Genomic DNA, 18,321 nt, shown 5'->3' with positions numbered 1-18,321 from the left:
GCGTCGGTGCACGTGCTCGGAGGCACTCTAACAGTCAGCCCTGACCGTTTCTGTGGAGGTGCGTCACACGTGCGGGTCGCAACCGGTTCAGCGCGGCCGCGACCTCGTGCCGTCGCGGCACCGCGACGTCCACCGGCGCGCCCCGGGTGATCGCGTCGGTCCCGCCGCGCCGCAGCGCCTCCTCCAGCCGCTCCAACGCCTCGGCGAGGGTGACCCCACGCAGGTCGAGGGCGGCCAGGGCGTACCCGACGCCGGTGGTCTGGCCGGGGTCGGCGAGCTGGGCCAGCGCGGACAGGTCGATGTCGTCGGCGCCGAAGGTGAGACGGCCGCGGCCGCGGGCGGTGATCCTGCGCCGCCCGCGCACCGAGGCGTCCACGCTGCGGGGGTCGAACTCGCGGCGGGCGAACGCCGGGAACGCGGTGTCGGTCGCCTCGTCGGCCAGTCCGGCGATCTCCCGGGCCCGGCCGGTGACCTCGGAGGCGACGTAGTCCTGCAGCAGGATCACGGTGTCGGCGCGGTCGAGGTACTCCCCCGAGCCGCCCATGACGAGCACGGTGGACACCCCGTGCCCGCGGTGCAGCGGCCGGACCCGCTCGGCGAACGGGACCAGCGGCTCGGCCGGGATCAGCGCGCGCATCCGGTCGTCGCGGATCATGGCGTTGGTGGCTGCGGTGTCCTCGTCGATCAGCAGCACGCCGGCGCCGGCCTCCAGCGCCTCCACCGTGGCGGCGGCCTGCGAGGTCGAGCCGGACGCCGACTCCGTGGAGAAGTCGTCGGTGGGGTTCCCGGACGGGAGGCCGGTGACGAAGGCCGACACGTCGACGCGCTGCACCGAGCGCTCGTCCTCGGCGCGCACCGACACCGCGTCGGCGCGGGCGACGACGAGCTCGCGCCCGTCGCCGGGGACGTGGTCGTACACGCCGTTCTCCAGCGCACGCAGCAGCGTGGACTTGCCGTGGTAGCCGCCGCCGACGATCAGCGTGACGCCCTCGGGGACGCCCATGCCGGTCACCGTGCCGCGGTGCGGGACCTCCAGGCTCACGCGCAGCTCCGGCGGGGAGACGAACGGCACCCCGCCCACCAGCGGCCGGTCGTCGACGCCGGAGGCCCGCGGCAGCACCGCGCCGTCGGCGACGAACCCGACCAGGCCGCGACCGGCCAGCGCGTCGCGCAGGGCACCGGCGTCGACGACGGTCTCCACGAACTCCTCGGCGGCGGCGGCGTCGGCGGTCTCCCAGCGCAGCGCCCCCAGCACCGCGCGCGGCAGCGCGACCGTGACCTCCGCGGCCGCTGCCCGGCCGTCGATCCGCCGACCCCGGCCGGGCAACGGCACCGACACCTCGGCGACGACCGTCCCGTCGGGCCGGATGCGGACCGCGCTGCGGTCGAGCACCTCCTGGCCACCCGCGTCGATCCGCACGGTGCTGCGCTCCAGGGCGCGGCGCAGGGCGCGGGCCAGGAACCCGGCGAGGGCACGCGCCCGCACGGGTCCGTCGTACAGGCCGGGCGGCAGCCCGGCGGCCCGGGCGGGCACGGTCACCCGCAGCCGCGACGGCGGCGCGAACGGGTCGGCCTGCACCGTCCGGATCTCGAGGTCGTAGCCGTGCTCCCCCGTCCAGACGCCGGTGAGGTCCTTGTAGGAGCGGTAGGACGCTCCGTCGAGGTCGTGGAGCCGGTGGCCGAGAGCTGCGACGTCGCCGCGTCGTCGGGGCGTGGCCGAGCGCTCGTGCGGGGTCATGCGGGGTCATGCGGGGTCGTCTCCTCCACGTCGTGGCGACCGCCCGTGGCCCCGCGGGGCCCGGTCCGCGGCGGACCGGGCCCGGACGCGGATCAGCGAGCGGTGAACGCCTGGATCACCAGCTGGTCCCCGGGCGGGGTGGCGGCGCAGCCGGTGCCCTCCATCGGGACGAACAGCGAGTCGGTCTCGCCGGGCGGGTAGACGCGCAGTCCGCGCACCGCCGTCGGGCGGCAGGCGGCCTCGTCGAAGTTGCGCACGTTCACCACCCGCAGTGTCGCACCGGCGCTCCCGCCCGGGGCGAGCCGGACCGGGTCGCCGTGCCCACCCTGCATCGCGGCGGCCGGGCCGATCTGGTGGCCGTCGTCGCCGCCGACGTAGGACACGCCCGGGAAGCCGCGCAGGTAGCAGGTGCGGCCACTCTGGTTGCGCAGCGTCAGCGTCACGTACGACGAGCCCGCGGCTCCGCCGCCCGGGTCGGCCGCGACCGAGCCGGCCAGCTCGGAGGTGTGGCAGCGCTCGTCGCCGCCCGCCTCGGTCCCCCCGGTTCCGGTGTGCGCGCCGCCGGCACCGGCACCGCCCCCGGTGTTCCCGGCGTCGGACACCGGGGTGCTCGTGGTCGGTGCGGCGTTGCTCGGCGTTGTGGCGGTGCCGCCGGAGCCGGCGGCGGTCGGCCAGTCGCCGCCGCCGCTCCCGCAGCCGGCCAGCACCGCCCCGCAGGCGGCGATGGTCACGGCCCAGCGGGCGGTGCGGTGCAGGACGTACCCGTCCATGTCAGTCCCCCGATCGTCATGGTGCGTACGTCTCCTCGGACGTATCGGCACGCAACCGGTTGCCCCGATCCTTGGTGATGCGAACGAGAGTTCACCCGTCCGCCACCGTTCGTCGCCCGGTCGGTACCGTCCTGGCCCGTGTTGTCGCGTATGTCCGTTGTTCATCTGGCCCGTGGGGCCGCGATCGGCGTGGTCGAGACCATCCCGGGGGTCAGCGGCGGGACCATGGCGCTGGTCGTCGGGATCTACGAACGCCTGATCGCCCAGGGCGCGCACCTCGTCGGCGCGGCCCGGGCGTTGCTGCCGGGCGCGGCGGGCGGTGACGTGACGCCCCGCGAGGAGCTGCGACGGCTGGACCGGGGCCTGCTGGTGCCCGTGGCGCTGGGCATGGTGCTGGCGGTGCTGGCGGCGTCGCAGGTCCTCCCGGGGCTGATCGAGGACCACCCCGTCGGCGCCCGGGCGGTGTTCCTGGGGATGGTCGCCGCGTCGGTGGTGGTCCCGCTGCGGATCACCGGGCGGCTGCGCGGGCTGCGCGAGTGGGCGCTGGTCGTCGTCGCGTTCGCGGCGACGTTCGCCGTCAGTGGGCTCCCCCCGGTCGTCGGGGACGGCCGCCCGCCGATGCTCCTGGTCGGGCTGGCCGCGGCGGTCGCGGTGTGCGCGCTGGTGCTGCCGGGGTTCTCCGGCTCGTTCCTGCTGCTGGTGTTCGGGCTCTACGAGCCGACCCTGCGTGCGGTGCGCGACCTGGACCTGGCCTACATCGCGGTGTTCGGGCTCGGCGCCGTGGTCGGGCTCGTGAGCTTCGTGTCGGCGCTGACCTGGCTGCTGGAGCACCACCGCCGCACCCTCATGGTGATCATGACCGGCGTGCTGCTGGGGGCGCTGCGGGCGCTGTGGCCCTGGCAGGACGACGCCCGCGGTGTGCTGGCGCCCGACCCGGGCTGGTGGTGGATGCTGCTCCCGGCCGCGGCGGGTGCCGCGCTCGTCCTGACGATCATGGCCGTCGAGCGGCGGGTCGGCGGGCCCCGGCCTCAGCGGGGCAGCCACTCCGGACGCCCGGAGCCGCGCGGGACGAGCACCGTGCGGTACTCCCCCGGCGTCGCGCTCATCGTGACCTGGTCGGTCACCCCCTGGTAGTGCCCGAGCGGGGTCTGCGCGGTGAACGTCTCCGGGGCGGGGTAGGCGTGCCGCTCCCCGGTGCCCGCGACCTCGCGGGCGTAGCCGAGGTCGAGCACCCCGAGCTCCAGCATCCAGAGCGCGGCCCGGGCCAACGACACCTCCACCGCCCAGGACCCGCCCTCCACCGCGCGGCGGCGCAGGGCAGCGGCGATCCCGGCGGCGGTCAGCCAGGACACGATGTAGTCGTTGACGACCAGGATCGGCGAGAGCCGGGGCGTCACCGTCGGGTCGGTGGCCGAGCCGCCCTCCAGGGTCATCATCCCGACCAGGGTGCCCGCGGACTGGTCGAACCCGACGCGGTGCGCCCACGGTCCGACCGGCCCGTGCAGGGTGTTCGTCGCGTGCACGATGCCCGGCCGCACCGCGGCGGCCTCCTCGGCGGACAGCCCGAGCCGGGCCAGGTAGCCGGGGCGGCGGTTGGCGTAGAAGACGTCGGTCTCGGCGAGCAGCCCGCGCAGCAGCGCGGCGCCGTCGGCGGCGTGCGGGTCCACCGTGGCGGACCGGACGCCGACGTTCGCGGTGACGTAGGTGCTGTCGTGCTCGAACTCCGTGGGGCGCCAGATGTTCAGCACGTCCGCGCCGTGCAGGGCCAGCGCCCGCCCGGTCCCGGCACCCGCGATGACGTGGCCCATCCCGAGCGCGCGCAGCCCGTCCAGCGGGAGGTCGGCGCGGCGGCGCTGCGGGAACGGCTCGGGCGGCGCGTCGCCGATGCGGCGCAGGGTGATCGGCGGGGTGCCGGCCAGCGCGGCGTGCTGCTCGGTCGCGAGCCACTCGCCGGGGGTACGGGCCATCGGCATGACGATGCCGACATCGCTCGCGGCCTCCTCCAGCTCGGCGGCGTCCCACCGGGCGATCGCGTCGGCGACGCCGCTCTCCGGGGCCCCGAGGAAGGTCTCGGCCCGGGCCCGCAGCGCGGGGTAGGGATTGAGCGGCATCACCCAGCGGTCGTCGCGGGTGCGGTGGAACGAGAACCCCAGCGCCTGCGAGGTGATCGCCGGGCTGGCGGCCGGGTACCCGTTCACCAGCTCCCAGCGGCGGTCGTAGAACGGGCAGAGGCGGTGCGGGGCGCGCCGGACGTCGACGGTCACGTCCTGACCGTCGCCGCCGCGGTCGCGGTGCACCGCGGCCATCCCGACCGACTTCGCGGCGAGCGCGACGGCCGCACCGCCCCCGAGGCGCAGCGCGCTGGGCACGACCGGGTCGGCACCGACGAACGCGACCCGCCCCCCGGCGTCGGCGCCGCTCATCCCGACGCAGCCCAGCAGCCCGTCGAGCGCGGCGCCGGGGTCGAAGGCGTCGTCGGTCGCGGGGGACGCGACGTTCGCGAGGATGCGCTCGGCAGTGGCGTCACCGGCAGTGGCGTCACCGGCAGTGGCGTCACCGGCAGTGGCAGCGGCGGGGGTGGTCATGCGGTGGGTCCTCCCACGTACTTGGCCCGCAGGTACTCGCCCACGGACTTGCCGATCTGGTCCACGCGCAGGTTGGCCGAGCCGCCCGAGCCGAGCAGCCCGACGAGCACCAGGTGCACCGCGCGCAGGTGCGGGAACTCGTGCCGGACGATGCGGCCCTCGGCCTCGGGGAGCAACGCGGCCGCCCGCTCGGTGGTCAGCGTGGCACGCAGCCAGTCCCAGTGCGCGGGGTCGCGGCACCAGACGCCCACGTTGGCGTTGCCGCCCTTGTCCCCGGCCCGCGCCCAGGTGTACTCGCCCAGCTCGACGGGCGGGCCGGTCGGCGCGGGCAGGTCCGGCTCCGGGTGCACCGGCTGTGCGGTCTCGTCGGGGGTCGCGGTCCGCGAGGCGCGCGGGACCTCGACCCGGCTGCCGTCGTCGAGGACGGCGTGGTGGTCGAGCAGCGCGGACTCCAGCAGCGCCGGCCAGTACTCGATCCGCGGCCACGGCTGCGACGCCCGCGGCGCGTGCCCGTCGTGGTGGAACCCGGGGAAGCCCTGCAGGTACAGCGACCCGACGGCCGGGGAGAACCGGAGCAGCGGCTCCTTCTCGCGGGCGGTCGCGATCACCCGGATCGGGACGGTCGCCGCCCACTGGGTCGGCGGGTCGACCGCCGCGACACCGAGCGGGGTGACCTCCAGGGTGTCGACGTGGCCCTCCAGCGCCGCGCGCAGCTGGTTGCGCAGCAGCTCCACCTTGCCCTCGACGTCGGGAGCGGTGCAGAACAGCATCGTGGAGATCTCGTAGCCGATGGGGGCGAACACCGCGACCTTCGCCGTGGGCGGCGGCGGGGACCCGGTGACCGGACCGATCGCGACCCGGTCCGGTCCCTCCTGGCTCAGCCGCACGGTGTCCAGGTGCACGGTGACGTCCGGGTTCAGGTAGCGCGGGCCCTGGATCTCGTAGAGCAGCTGCGCGGTGACGGTGTCGACGGTGACCGTGCCGCCGTCGCGGGCGTGCTTGGTGATCACCGAGGAGCCGTCGGCGGCGCCCTCGGCGATCGGGAACCCGGGGCGCAGCATGCCGGGCACCGAGCGGAAACCGGAGAAGTTGCCGCCGGTGGCGTGCGCGCCGCACTCGATGACGTGCCCGGCGGTCACCGCCCCGGCCAGCGCGTCGACGTCGTCGGGGCCCCAGCCGTGCCACCAGGCCGCCGGCCCCGCGGTCAGCGAGGCGTCGGTGACCCGCCCGGTCACGACGACGTCGGCGCCGGCGGCCAGCGCGGCGGCGATCCCGAACCCGCCGAGGTAGGCGTTCGCGGTGATCGGGGCGAACCCCCAGTCCTTGAGCGGGGCCCCGGTGTCGAGGTGCTCGAGCCCGTGGCCGTCGGCGTGGAAGTCGGCCAGCCGGTCGAACACCCCGTCCCCGGCGACGTGGGCGACCCGCAGCGACAGCCCGGCCGCCGCGATCCGGTCGCGCAGCTCCTGCGCCATCCCGGCCGGGTCGAACCCGCCGGCGTTGGTGACGACCCGGACCCCGCGGCGGGCGATCTCGGGCAGGTGCGGGGTGAGCTGGTCGAGGGCGTAGGCGACGTAGCCGGGGCCGCCGCGCCCGGCCGCGGCGGCGAGGGCGGCGAGGGTGATCTCGGCGAGGTAGTCGCCCATCAGGACGTCGACCGGGTCCCCGGCCATCGCCTCGTCGACGGCCGTGTACCGGTCGCCGAGGTAGCCGGACACGTTCGCGATACGCACGGGACGGGAGGCCATGCCGGTCACGGTAGGCCGCCGGTCAGGGGCGCGACCAGGACCGATGACCGCACCTGGGCGTGACCTCTAGGGTCACGCCCCGTGGAGCTGTTCCATCTGCGCTACTTCCTCGCCGTCGCCGACGAGCTGAACCTGACGCGGGCGGCGGCCCGGCTGCACCTGGCCGCGTCGCCGTTGTCGCGACGGGTCCGCGACCTGGAGCGGGAGCTCGGCGCGCCGCTGTTCACCCGGTCCGCGCGCGGGATGGCGCTGACCGCGGCCGGGCGGGCACTGCTGCCGCGGGCCCGGGACATCGTCGCCCGGGTCGAGGCGCTGCCCGGCGCGCTCGCCGCCGCCGACGGGCACCCGGTCGTCGTGGTGGGGATGGCCCCGGACGTGACGGCGGCGGTCCGCGACGGCTTCCTGGAGCGTCTGCGGGCCGCGCGCCCGGAGCTGGCGGTGCGGATCCGCCCCGGCACCTCTGCGGAGCTGGCCCGCGCGGTCGCCCGGCGCGAGCTGGACCTGGCCTTCGTCCACGGCGCCGTCGACGACCCCGGGCTGAGCGCACGACGGGTGGAGACCCGGCCGGCCGCCGTCGCCGTCGGGCACGGGCGGGGTTTCGACGACCGGACCGAGGTCGCCCTGGAGGAGCTGGCGGACCTGCCGTACGTGTCCATCCGCTACGACGCCGCCCCGTCGGTCTACCGGGCCACCGGGGAGCTACTGGCCCGCCACGGGGTGCACCGGCGAATCGAACTCGACACCCACAACCCCGGCGACCTGACCCACGTCGTCGCCTCCGGGGAGGCGTTCACACTGGTCGGACTGGGGTCGGGGGCGACGCACAAGGCGTTCGTCGGGGAGCCCGTGCACGTGCTGCCGGTGACCGGGGCGCAGGTGCGCCTGGGCACCGACGCGGTGTGGCGCACCGACCGGGCCGCCGACCCCGGCGACGTCGTCGGACTGCTGGCGGCCGCCGCCGGGACGCCGACGGGGCCCGTGGCGTGACGCCACGGGCCCCGCTGCGGTGCGGTCGGATCAGACGCGGGCCGGGGCCCGGTCTCGGGTCCCGAACCCGGCCTCGATCTCGTCGAGGGTCTGGTGCGCGGTCTCCCGGGCCGACCAGGCCGCCGCCGCCGCGACCAGACAGATGACGCCGCCGAAGACGGCGACCGGCAGCCAGCCGGTGACGCTGTTCTCGGCCAGCGCGGCGGCGATGGTCGGGGCGAAACCGCCGAACGCGAAGCCGATCTGGGTGCCGACGGCCATGCCGGTCAGGCGGACCTTGGCCGGGAACATCTCCCCGTAGAACGAGGGCCAGACACCGTTGGCCGCGCTGTAGACCACCCCGGAGAGCAGGATGCCCGCGCCGAACACGAACAGGTACTCGCCGGTGGACACCGCCCACAGGTAGACGGCGAGCAGGACCGCGCTGCCCAGTGCGCCCGCGACGAACACCGGGCGGCGTCCGACCCGGTCGGACAGCGTGGCGAACAGCGGGATCGCGGCCAGGGCCACGACGTTCGCGCTGACGACGACCCACAGCATCGTCGAGCGCTCCAGGCCCACGGTGTTCACCGCGAAGGACAGCGCGAAGACCGTCATCAGGGTGCTGACCGAGGCGACGGTCGCGGCGAGGCTGACGCGCAGCAGGTTCGGCCAGTGGTCACGGAACAGCGCGGCGATCGGGAGCTGCTCCGCGGCCCGCGGGGACCCCTCGGTGTCGGCCACCTCCGTCGCGAAGACCGGGGTCTCGTGCAGGGTGCGCCGGATCAGCACACCGGCGACCATCACCAGCACGCTCGCCCAGAACGGCACCCGCCAGCCCCAGGACAGCAGCGCCTCCTCCGGGAGCAGCGCGATCGGCAGGAACACCGCGGTCGCGATGATCTGCCCGCCCTGGGTGCCGGACAGGGTGAAGCTGGTGAAGAACGCGCGCCTGTGCTGGGGCGAGTGCTCCAGGGTCATCGAGTTGGCGCCGGCCTGCTCACCGCCCGCGGACAGGCCCTGCAGCAGTCGGCAGGTCACCAGCAGCACCGGCGCGAGCACGCCGACCTGGCCGTAGGTCGGCAGGAAGCCGATCGCCAGCGTCGCGACGCCCATCATCATCAGCGTCGAGACCAGGACCTTCTTGCGGCCGAACCGGTCGCCGATGTGTCCGAACAGCACCGCGCCGAGCGGGCGGGCGACGTAGCCGAAACCGAAGGTCGCCAGCGACAGCAGCGTGCCGGCCACCGGGCTCGAGTCGGGGAAGAACACCTTGTTGAACACCAGCGCCGCAGCGGTGCCGTAGATGAAGAAGTCGTAGTACTCCAGGGCGCTGCCGACCCACGCGGCCAGGGCGGCCCGTTTCGGCTGCGCCTCCGGCGCGCTCGGCGCGGCGGCGGACGGTTGCTGGCTCACGGTGGCTCCCGGCGTGTGCGACGTTGCAGGCACTTGATGACGCGGTCGACGGCCCGGGCGGCGAGCCGCTCGTCTATGTACCGTCTGGTTAGGTACCGAATAGTGAGTTGCGACGCGGGGCGTGTCAAGAGCCGGATGGACGCCGGCGCGGTCACCCCGCCAGGGGTTCTCCGTCGACCCTGCGGTCGGTCCTGCCGGGCACCTGCCACAGGCCCCTGCCACAGGCTCCGCCGTCAGTCCTGCCCGACACGCGCGGTCAGGTACTCCACGACCAGGTCGCCGACCATGCGGCGGTAGTGCCCGCGCCGCTGCGGGTCCAGCAGGTCGCGACCGAAGATGGCCGAGACGGTGTGCCGGTTGGCCACCCGGAACACGCAGAACGAGCTGATCAGCACGTGGACGTCGAAGGCGTCGACGTCGTCGCGGAACAACCCGGCCTCCCGGCCGCGGGCGAGGATGGAATCGAGCACGCCGAGCGCGGGCCCGGCGAGCCCCGCGCGCAGCGGGGAGGAGCGCAGGTGCTCGGCGTGGTGGATGTTCTCGATCGCGACCAGCCGGATGAAGTCCGGGTGCGCCTCGTGGTGGTCGAAGGTGAGCTCCGCGACCGCCCGCACCGCCCGTGCCGGGTTGAGGTCCGACACCGACAGCTGCTGCTCCAGCGCCCGGATCCCGGTGTACGCGCGTTCGAGAACGGCCAGGTAGAGACCCTGCTTCGAGCCGAAGTAGTAGTAGAGCATCCGCTTGGTGGTCCGGGTGCGCGCGGCGATCTCGTCGACCCGCGCCCCGGCGAGGCCCCGGTCGGCGAACTCCGCGGTCGCCTCGTCGAGGATCTCGGTGCGGGTGCGCTCGGCGTCGCGCTGCCGGACGCCCTCCTCTGGTACCGCCGCCACCGCGACCCCCCTCCACCGGTCCGCGCCACCGGGATCCCGGTGGCGCCCCGGACTCTACGGATCGTCGGCCGTTCCCCCTGGCCGACGGACCCACCGTCCAGTATAACTAACCGTACGGTACATAGATCCGAGGAGGGATCCGTGCGGAGCAGCAACGAGACCCGGCGCGAGACCGACGCCGCCGCAACCGGCACACGGGTGCGGACGGGGTTGATCGGCGCCGGCATCGGTCCGTCGCTGTCCCCCGCCCTGCACGAGCGCGAGGGCGCGGCGCACGGCCTGGACCTGACCTACACGCGTTTCGACCTCGATGTCCTCGGGCGCGACCCCGACGCCGTCGGCGACCTGCTCGCCCGGGCCCGCGCGCAGGGCTACGCCGGGGTCAACGTCACCCACCCCTGCAAGCAGCGGGTGATCGGCCACCTCGACGTGCTCGCCCCGGACGCCGCCGCGATCGGCGCGGTCAACACCGTCGTCATCGGTGCGGACGGGGCGCTGACCGGGCACAACACCGACTGGACCGGCTTCCGCGACGGCTGGCGGGCCGGGCTGCCCGGCGCCGCGACCGGGCGCGTCGTGCTGCTGGGCGCCGGGGGTGCCGGTGCCGCGGCCGCCTACGCCATGGCCCGCGAAGGCGTCGGCGTCCTGCAGATCGTCGACGTCGACGGTGCCCGCGCCGCCGCACTCGCCGCGTCGGTGACCCCGCACCTGTCCCCCGGCGCGCACGCCACCGGGCACCCGCTGCCCGCACTGTCCGCGCTGCTCCCGGGGGCCGACGGCCTCGTGCACGCCACCCCGACGGGGATGGCCGAGCACCCCGGACTCCCCCTCGACCCAGCGCTGCTCGCCACCCGTCCGTGGGTCGCCGAGATCGTCTACCGGCCGCTGGACACCGCGCTGCTCGCCGCCGCCCGCGCCGCGGGCTGCCGCACCGTCGACGGCGGTGCGATGGCCGTGCACCAGGCGGCGGAGGCGTTCCGGCTGTTCACCGGCGCCACACCGGATCCGGCGCGGATGCTCGCCCACCTGGCCGAGCTCGTCACCGCCGAGCAGGCGGCGGCCCGTGTCGCCTGAGCCCCGCCCCCCGCACGGGCCCGCGCGTCTGTCGCTGGCCACGGTCTGCCTGTCCGGCACGCTGGAGGACAAGCTCGCCGCCGCCGCGACCGCCGGGTTCGACGGGGTCGAGATCTTCGCGCCGGACCTGCTCGCCGACCCCGAGTCCCCGGCCGGGATCGGCGCCCGCTGCCGCGACCTGGGCCTGTCGGTGGACCTGTACCAGCCGCTGCGCGACATCGACTCGACCGATCCCGCCCGGTTCGCCGCGAACCTGCGCCGCGCGGACGCGACCTTCGAGGTCATGGCCGGCCTCGGCGCCGACACCGTGCTGGTGTGCTCCTCGGTGTCCCCCGACGCCGTCGACCCCGCCACCGACGCCGACCTGCTCACCACCCAGCTGCACACCCTCGCCGACCGGGCCCACGAGCGCGGGCTGCGCGTCGCCTACGAGGCGCTCGCCTGGGGCCGGCACGTCGACACCTGGGACGCCTCCTGGGACGCCGTGCGCGCCGCCGACCACCCCGCGCTCGGGCTGTGCCTGGACTCCTTCCACATCCTCGCCCGCGGCTCGGACCCCGCTCCGATCGCCGACGTCCCCGGCGACAAGCTGTTCTTCCTCCAGCTCGCCGACGCCCGTGAGCTGTCGATGGACGTGTTGTCCTGGAGCCGTCACCACCGGCTGTTCCCCGGCCAGGGCGGGTTCGACCTGCCCGCGTTCCTCGCCCCCGTGCTGAGGGCCGGGTACACCGGACCGCTGTCGCTGGAGGTGTTCAACGACGTCTTCCGCCAGTCCGACCCGGTCCGCACCGCCGTCGACGCCCGCCGCTCGCTGATCGCGCTCGCCGAGGCCACCGCACGGGCCGGCGCCGGGACCGATCCCGTGGGCACCGCGGCGCCGGCCCTGCGCGGGACGGCGTTCGTCGAGCTCACCGCGCGCCCGGAGCTGGGGCGGGTGCTGCGCGCCCTGGGGTTCAGCCGCACCGGGGTGCACCGCACCAAGCAGGTCGAACGCTTCGAACAGGGCGACGCCCGGCTGCTGGTGAACGCGGCGGGCGACGGCACCGGCGCGGTCGCCGCGATCGCCGTCGAGTCCGCGGACCCGGCCGCCGCCGCCCGCCGCGCGGCCCGGCTGTGCGCCGCCCCCGTCCCCCGGGTCACCGGGCCCGGCGAGGCCGAGCTCGCCGGGATCACCGCCCCCGACGGCACCGCGGTGTTCCTGTGCCGCACCGACGGCGACGCCGGACGGGCCTGGCCGCACGACTTCGTCGCCGTCGACGAGCCCCGCTCCCCCGGCACCGGGATCACCGGCATCGACCACATCGGGCTCACCCAGCCCTACGACGCGTTCGACGAGGCGGTCCTGTTCCACCGCGCCGTGCTCGGCCTCGACACCGTCGGCGACGGCGAGTACGCGGCCCCGTTCGGATTGGTCCGCAGCCGCGCGCTGGCCGACCCGGACCGCAGCGTCCGGCTCGCCCTGACCGTGTCGGTGCTGCGCCGCGGCGGGTGGAGCCCGGCCGTCGCCGACCCGCAGTACGTGGCCCTGGCCTGCGACGACGTGCTCGCCACCGCGGCCGCCGCGCGGGCGGCCGGGGTGCCGCTGCTCCCGGTCCCGGCGAACTACCACGACGATCTCGCCGCCCGCCTCGACCTGCCCGCGGCGACCGTCGCGGCCTACCGGGAGCTCGGTGTCCTGCACGACCGCGACGCTGCCGGTGACTACCTGCAGGTGTGCACCGAGCTGCTCGGGGGCCGCCTGTTCCTGGCCCTGGTGCAGCGCACCGGCGGCCACGACGGGCACGGCTGGGCCGACGCCCCGGTGCGGATGGCGGCCCATCGCCGGTCCCGGCTCGCCCGGGCCTGAGCGGCGCCGCTACCGTCCCGGCGTCGGTCGCGGAGGGGAGTTGCAGGTGCGTCGCTGGGGTTGGTTGCTCGTCCTGGTCGTCGGGGTCGCGCTGTTCGAGGCGGTCCGCCGGGTCCTGCTCGTCACGCAGAACCCCAACCTGGTGCCGTCGCTGATCCTGCTCGGCGCCGCGGTCGCCCCGGCCGCGTTCGTGGCCTTCGTGCTCGGGCGGCGGCTGGACTACTCGATCGGCGCGGGCCCGATCGCGCTGGTCGCGTTCCTCGGCGGGGTCGTCGGCGTCGTCGCGGCGGGGCTGCTGGAGTTCGACGCGCTGCGGTCGCTGGGCAGGATGCCGATGCTGGGCGTCGCGCTGATCGAGGAGTCGGCCAAGCTCGTCGCGCCGCTGGTGGTGCTGCTGCTGACCGCCCGCCGCGGGCACCCCGCGGACGGGCTGCTGGTCGGGGTCGCCTCCGGTGCCGGCTTCGCCGCGCTGGAGACGATGGGCTACGGCTTCGTCGTGCTGGTCCGCTCGGGCGGCGACCTGGGCGCCGTCGACGACGTCCTGCTCCTGCGCGGCGTGCTCAGCCCGGCCGCCCACATGGCCTGGACCGGGCTCACCGCGGCCGCGCTGTGGTACGCGGCCCGGCGGCGCACCGGGCGGGCCGCCGGACGGGCGCTGCTGGTGTTCGTCCTGGCCGTCGCCCTGCACACCACCTGGGACAGCATCGGCGGGTTCGTCGCCTACGGCGTGCTCGCGGTGCTGAGCCTCGGCCTGCTCACCGGGTTCGCCCACCGGCTCCCGCACCGCGCCCCCGGCACCGCGCTGCCCGCCTGACCCCCTCAGGTGCTCTGTTCGGCCGTGGGCTGCGCGGCCAGGCGCGCCGAGTAGATCGAGTAGCCGTCGAGCCACCGGGCCACCGCGGTGGCCACCAGCGTCGCGACGACCAGCGGGACGGCGATCGCGAACCCGGTGCCGGTCAGCTCCAGCACCAGCACCAGCCCGGCCAGCGGCGCCTGCATCCCGGCCCCGATCATCGCGGCCGCCCCGACCAGGGCGAACGTGCCGACCGGGGTGCCCGGCCACAGCGCCGACCAGACCCCGCCGAGCGCGGCCCCGAGCAACGCGCCGGTGCACAGGGTCGGGGTGAACAGCCCACCGGACGCGCCGCTGCCCAGGCACATCGCCGTCACCAGCGGCTTCAGCACGGCCAGCAACGCGAACAGCAGCAGCGCCCCGCCACCCAGGAAGGCCTGCTCGGCCAGGTCCGCGCCGTTGCCGTAGAGCTGCGGGAACGCCAGCCCGGCCACGCCGAGCAGCCCGAACGCGGCGACCGGGGCGGCGATCCGCCACCACGTCCGCCGGGGCCCGTGGTGCGACACGAACCCGATCAGCCGGACCCAGCCGGTCGCGAGGACCCCGATCAGCACGCCCGCGGGCACCGCCCACACCAGCAGCGACGGCGTCGTCACCGGGTCCGGCAGGCCGGGGTAGACCGGCCCGGCGGGCAGGTAGAGCCAGGCGACGACGGTGGCGGTCGCGGTGCAGGCCAGTGCGGGCAGCACCACCGGCAGACGGACGGTGCCGACGAGCACCTCGGCGACGAACAGCGCCCCGCCCAGCGGCACGTCGTAGACGCACGCCAGCCCGGCGCCCGCACCGCAGGCGACCAGCAGACGTCGCTGCTCGACCGACAGGCCGCCCCAGCCGGCCAGGACCGCGCCCCACACCCCGCCCATCAGCTTGGGCGCGGCCTCCCGGCCGAGCGAGGCGCCCAGCCCGACGACGACCTCCGACAGCACCGCGGTGCCCGAGCTGCGGCGCACCCCGAGCCGGGCGTCACCGGTCCAGATCGCGTCGTCGACGTCGGTGCGGCCGGGGACGAACCGGCGCAGCAGGTACCCACCGACACCGGCGACGAGCCCGGCCACCAGCAGCGGCCAGATCCGCCCCCAGGCGTCGGCCCGCTCGACCGCCGCGCCGAGCCCTTCTGCCGCCCCGGATCCCCACGCCCACTCCGACACCGCGTGCAGCAGCGCCATCAGCGCGATCCCGGACAGCCCGGCGGCGATCCCGGTCACGACGAGCAGCACCCAGAACCGGGCGGTCAGCGGCGACGCGCCGTCGCCGGTGACGTTGGGCTGGTCGGTCGCGGCCCGCTTCGACCGGACCCGCGTCCGCAGGACGGGGGCGGGGACCCGGAGGCGCTCACTCGGTCGGTGTGACACCCCTCCATGATCCCCGACCTGTCCGGACACCCTCCCGACGGGTGGGCAGAGATCAGGCGAAGGCCTCCGGCGGCGGGCAGGAGCAGACCAGGTTGCGGTCGCCGGGGGCGCCGTCGATCCGGCGTACCGGCGGCCACACCTTCCGGTCGTGCACCCCCGGGGTGACCCCGGTCGGGTACGCGGCCAGCTCCCGCGGGTACGGGTGGTCCCACTTGTCGTCGGCCAGGCAGGCCGCGGTGTGCGGGGCGTTGCGCAGCGGGTTGTCCTCGGCGGGCCACTCCCCCGCGGCGACCCGGTCGATCTCGCCGCGGATCGACACCATCGCGGCGACGAACCGCTCGATCTCGGCCAGGTCCTCGGACTCGGTCGGCTCGACCATCAGCGTCCCGGCCACCGGGAAGGACATGGTCGGGGCGTGGATGCCGTGGTCGATCAGCCGCTTGGCGACGTCGTCGACGGTCACCCCGGTCTCCTTGGTCAGGATCCGCAGGTCGAGGATGCACTCGTGGGCGACCGCGCCGTCGGCGCCCGAGTAGAGCACCGGGAAGTGCTCCCGCAGTCGGGTGGCGACGTAGTTGGCGGCGGCCACCGCGGTGAGCGTGGCGCGGCGCATCCCGTCGGTGCCCATCATCCGCAGGTAGGCCCAGGAGATCGGCAGGACGCCGGGCGAGCCGTACCGGGCGGCCGAGACCGCGCCGACCCCGCCGTCGGACACGGGCGTGCGACCGGGCAGGAACGGCACCAGGTGCTCGGCCACCGCGACCGGGCCGACGCCGGGCCCGCCGCCGCCGTGCGGGATGCAGAAGGTCTTGTGCAGGTTGAGGTGGCTGACGTCGCCGCCGAAGGCACCCGGGCGGGCCACCCCGACCAGGGCGTTCAGGTTGGCGCCGTCGACGTAGACCTGGCCGCCCGCGTCGTGCACCGCGGCGCAGACGTCGCGGACCCCGGCCTCGTAGACACCGTGCGTCGACGGGTAGGTGATCATCAGCGCGGCGAGCCGGTCACCGTGCTCGGCGATCTTGGCGTGCAGGTCGTCGAGGTCGACGTCGCCGCCCGGCGCGGTCCCGACGACGACCACCCGCATCCCGGCCATGACCGCCGAGGCGGCGTTCGTGCCGTGCGCCGAGGCGGGGATCAGGCAGACGTCGCGGTCGGCCGCCCCGCGGCTGCGGTGGTAGGCGGCGATGGCGAGCAGCCCGGCGAGCTCGCCCTGGCTGCCCGCGTTGGGCTGCAGCGACACCGCGGCGTAGCCGGTGAGGTCGGCCAGCCAGGTCTCCAGCTGCTCGATCATCTCCCGGGTGCCGACCGTGTCGGACTCGGGCGCGAGCGGGTGCAGGTCGGCGAACTGGGGCCAGGTCACCGCCTCCATCTCGGCGGCGGCGTTGAGCTTCATGGTGCACGAGCCCAGCGGGATCATCGTGCGGTCCAGCGCGAGGTCGGCGTCGGCGAGGCGACGCAGCCAGCGCATCAGCGCGGTCTCGGACCGGTGGTCGTGGAACGTCGGGTGCGTGAGGTACTCACCGGTGCGACGTAGGCCGGCGGGCAGCGCGTCGGCGGTCTCCCGGTCGAGGGCGTCGGCGTCCACCCCGGCGACCCCGAACGCCGCCCACACCGCGTGCAGGTGCGCCACGGTGGTGATCTCCGAGGTGGCGACGCCGACCTCGTCGTCCGAGGCCCGGCGCAGCGCGATCCCGGCCTCGTGCGCGGCGGCGACCACGGCGTCGGCGCGGCCGGGGACCCGGGCGAGCACCGAGTCGAAGAACGCGTCGTGGACGATCTCCACCCCGCCCGACCGCAGGCCGGCGGCGAGGACCGCGGCCATCCGGTGGGTGCGGGTGGCGATGTCGCGCAGCCCGTCCGGGCCGTGGTAGACGCCGTAGCAGGCGGCCATGACCGCGAGCAGGACCTGTGCCGTGCAGATGTTCGAGGTGGCCTTCTCCCGGCGGATGTGCTGCTCACGGGTCTGCAGCGCCAGGCGCAGGGCGTAGTGGCCGTCGGCGTCGCGGGAGACGCCGACGAGCCGGCCGGGCAGCTGCCGGGCGTGGCGCTGCCCCACCGACAGGTAGCCGGCGTGCGGGCCGCCGAAGCCGAGCGGCACCCCGAAGCGCTGGGTGGAGCCGATCGCGGCGTCGGCGCCGAGCTCCCCGGGCGGGGTGAGCAGGGTCAGGGCCAGCAGGTCCGCCGCGACGGCGACGAGCGCCCCGCGGCCGTGCGCGGCCTCGATGAGGCCCGACGGGTCGGCGACCCGCCCCGAGGCGCCCGGGTACGACAGCAGGACACCGAAGAACTCGCCCTCGGGCAGCACGCCGTCGGCGAGGTCGGCGACGACCAGCTCGATGCCGAGCGGCTCCGCGCGGGTGCGCAGCACGTCCACGGTCTGCGGCAGCGTGTCGGCGTCGACGACGAACCGCGGGCTGGTCGAGCGGTTGGCCCGGCGCAGCAGCGTCATCGCCTCGGCGGCGGCGGTGGCCTCGTCGAGCAGCGACGCGCCGGCGACCGGCAGCCCGGTCAGGTCGGACACCATCGTCTGGAAGGCCAGCAGCGCCTCGAGCCTGCCCTGGCTGATCTCGGGCTGGTACGGCGTGTACGCGGTGTACCAGGCCGGGTTCTCCAGCACGTTCCGGCGGATCACCGACGGGGTGCGGGTCCCGTGGTAGCCGTAGCCGATCATCGGGACGGTCACGGTGTTGCGCCCGGCCATGGCGCGGAGCTCGGCCAGCATCTCGGCCTCGCCGACCGGCGCGGGCAGCGAGGCCCCGACCGGCTCGGCGGCGCGGATGGTGTCGGGCAGCGCGCGGGCGGCGAGCGCGTCGAGCGAGTCGACGCCCAGCACCTCCAGCATCCGGGCCAGGTCGCCGGGGCGGGGCCCGATGTGGCGCTCGGCGAACGGGAGCCCCCGCTCCAGCTCGGCGAGGGTGGGACGGTGCTCGGACGTCGGGCTCACGGCGCCTCCGGAGGTCGTCGGGCGGATTCGGGGCAGGGCAACTCGCCCTCCCCCTCTGTCCGTACCCGGAGACCGGGCGCCTGAGAGATTCACCGGAGGCTTCCGGCTTTCCCCGTCGGCGGACGGCTCCCCGCGTGCGCGG

At 75.6% G+C, this 18,321-nt stretch carries 13 protein-coding genes; 5 read left to right on the top strand and 8 right to left on the bottom strand.

Features of this window, described 5'->3' with window-relative positions; all coding sequences use genetic code 11:
* Positions 1–34 precede the first annotated feature (34 nt).
* Positions 35–1,738, bottom strand: coding sequence for an ABC-ATPase domain-containing protein (locus tag KPL59_RS26970; protein WP_226362430.1), 1,704 nt, complete (start codon positions 1,736–1,738; stop codon positions 35–37).
* A gap of 92 nt (positions 1,739–1,830) precedes the next feature.
* Positions 1,831–2,508, bottom strand: a complete 678-nt coding sequence (locus tag KPL59_RS26965; RefSeq protein ID WP_226359287.1) for a DUF4232 domain-containing protein — start codon at positions 2,506–2,508, stop codon at positions 1,831–1,833.
* A 138-nt stretch (positions 2,509–2,646) separates the two neighbouring features.
* On the opposite strand from KPL59_RS26965, the gene KPL59_RS26960 reads away from it, so the two are divergent.
* On the top strand, positions 2,647–3,642 hold the full coding sequence (locus KPL59_RS26960) for a DUF368 domain-containing protein (protein WP_226362429.1): 996 nt from the start codon (positions 2,647–2,649) through the stop codon (positions 3,640–3,642).
* Here KPL59_RS26960 and KPL59_RS26955 read toward each other — a convergent pair.
* On the bottom strand, positions 3,537–5,093 hold the full coding sequence (locus tag KPL59_RS26955) for a CoA transferase (RefSeq protein WP_226362428.1): 1,557 nt from the start codon (positions 5,091–5,093) through the stop codon (positions 3,537–3,539). The two genes, KPL59_RS26960 and KPL59_RS26955, sit on opposite strands and share 106 nt — an antisense overlap.
* A complete protein-coding gene (locus KPL59_RS26950) occupies positions 5,090–6,838 on the bottom strand; it encodes an acyclic terpene utilization AtuA family protein (RefSeq protein ID WP_226362427.1) in 1,749 nt (582 codons plus the stop codon). Before KPL59_RS26950 ends, KPL59_RS26955 begins: the two co-directional genes overlap by 4 nt.
* Before the next feature lie 81 nt (positions 6,839–6,919).
* Here KPL59_RS26950 and KPL59_RS26945 point away from each other — a divergent pair, with 81 nt between their 5' ends.
* Positions 6,920–7,825, top strand: a complete 906-nt coding sequence (locus tag KPL59_RS26945) for a LysR family transcriptional regulator (protein ID WP_226362426.1) — start codon at positions 6,920–6,922, stop codon at positions 7,823–7,825.
* Positions 7,826–7,855: 30 nt separating this feature from the next.
* On the opposite strand, the gene KPL59_RS26940 is transcribed toward KPL59_RS26945, so the two are convergent.
* A complete protein-coding gene (locus KPL59_RS26940) occupies positions 7,856–9,220 on the bottom strand; it encodes an MFS transporter (RefSeq protein WP_226362425.1) in 1,365 nt (454 codons plus the stop codon).
* 233 nt (positions 9,221–9,453) lie between these two features.
* Entirely contained in the window at positions 9,454–10,110 is a 657-nt protein-coding gene (locus tag KPL59_RS26935; protein ID WP_226361026.1) for a TetR/AcrR family transcriptional regulator, read from the bottom strand.
* A 141-nt stretch (positions 10,111–10,251) separates the two neighbouring features.
* Between KPL59_RS26935 and KPL59_RS26930 the strand changes: the two genes are divergently transcribed.
* Genes KPL59_RS26930 through KPL59_RS26920 form a run of 3 tightly spaced genes read left to right on the top strand, consistent with a single transcriptional unit; the run spans position 10,252 to position 13,844 of the window.
* Positions 10,252–11,184, top strand: a complete 933-nt coding sequence (locus tag KPL59_RS26930) for a shikimate dehydrogenase (protein WP_308187880.1) — start codon at positions 10,252–10,254, stop codon at positions 11,182–11,184.
* A complete protein-coding gene (locus tag KPL59_RS26925; protein ID WP_226361027.1) occupies positions 11,174–13,030 on the top strand; it encodes a sugar phosphate isomerase/epimerase and 4-hydroxyphenylpyruvate domain-containing protein in 1,857 nt (618 codons plus the stop codon). The genes KPL59_RS26930 and KPL59_RS26925 overlap by 11 nt, the downstream gene beginning before the upstream one ends.
* A gap of 46 nt (positions 13,031–13,076) precedes the next feature.
* Positions 13,077–13,844, top strand: a complete 768-nt coding sequence (locus tag KPL59_RS26920) for a PrsW family glutamic-type intramembrane protease (RefSeq protein ID WP_226361028.1) — start codon at positions 13,077–13,079, stop codon at positions 13,842–13,844.
* Positions 13,845–13,849: 5 nt separating this feature from the next.
* Here the strand turns inward: KPL59_RS26920 and KPL59_RS26915 are convergent, their stop codons facing one another.
* Complete coding sequence (locus KPL59_RS26915) at positions 13,850–15,235, bottom strand: chloride channel protein (protein ID WP_226361029.1); 1,386 nt, start codon at positions 15,233–15,235, stop codon at positions 13,850–13,852.
* 52 nt (positions 15,236–15,287) lie between these two features.
* Complete coding sequence (gcvP, locus tag KPL59_RS26910; protein ID WP_226361030.1) at positions 15,288–18,179, bottom strand: aminomethyl-transferring glycine dehydrogenase; 2,892 nt, start codon at positions 18,177–18,179, stop codon at positions 15,288–15,290.
* Between the last annotated feature and the right edge of the window lie 142 nt (positions 18,180–18,321).

Source organism: Pseudonocardia sp. ICBG1142, from assembly GCF_020496255.1.
Classification (GTDB): Bacteria; Actinomycetota; Actinomycetes; order Mycobacteriales; family Pseudonocardiaceae; genus Pseudonocardia.
The sequence above is the reverse complement of the archived record's forward strand: the minus strand, read 5'-3'. Positions and strand labels throughout refer to the sequence as shown.

Bases quoted from the DNA above. Each gene is read 5' to 3' on its own strand.
- KPL59_RS26965 (WP_226359287.1), bottom strand. From the start codon at position 2,508: ATGGACGGGTACGTCCTGCACCGCACCGCCCGCTGGGCCGTGACCATC.
- KPL59_RS26970 (WP_226362430.1), bottom strand. From the start codon at position 1,738: ATGACCCCGCACGAGCGCTCGGCCACGCCCCGACGACGCGGCGACGTC.
- KPL59_RS26955 (WP_226362428.1), bottom strand. From the start codon at position 5,093: ATGACCACCCCCGCCGCTGCCACTGCCGGTGACGCCACTGCCGGTGAC.
- KPL59_RS26950 (WP_226362427.1), bottom strand. From the start codon at position 6,838: ATGGCCTCCCGTCCCGTGCGTATCGCGAACGTGTCCGGCTACCTCGGC.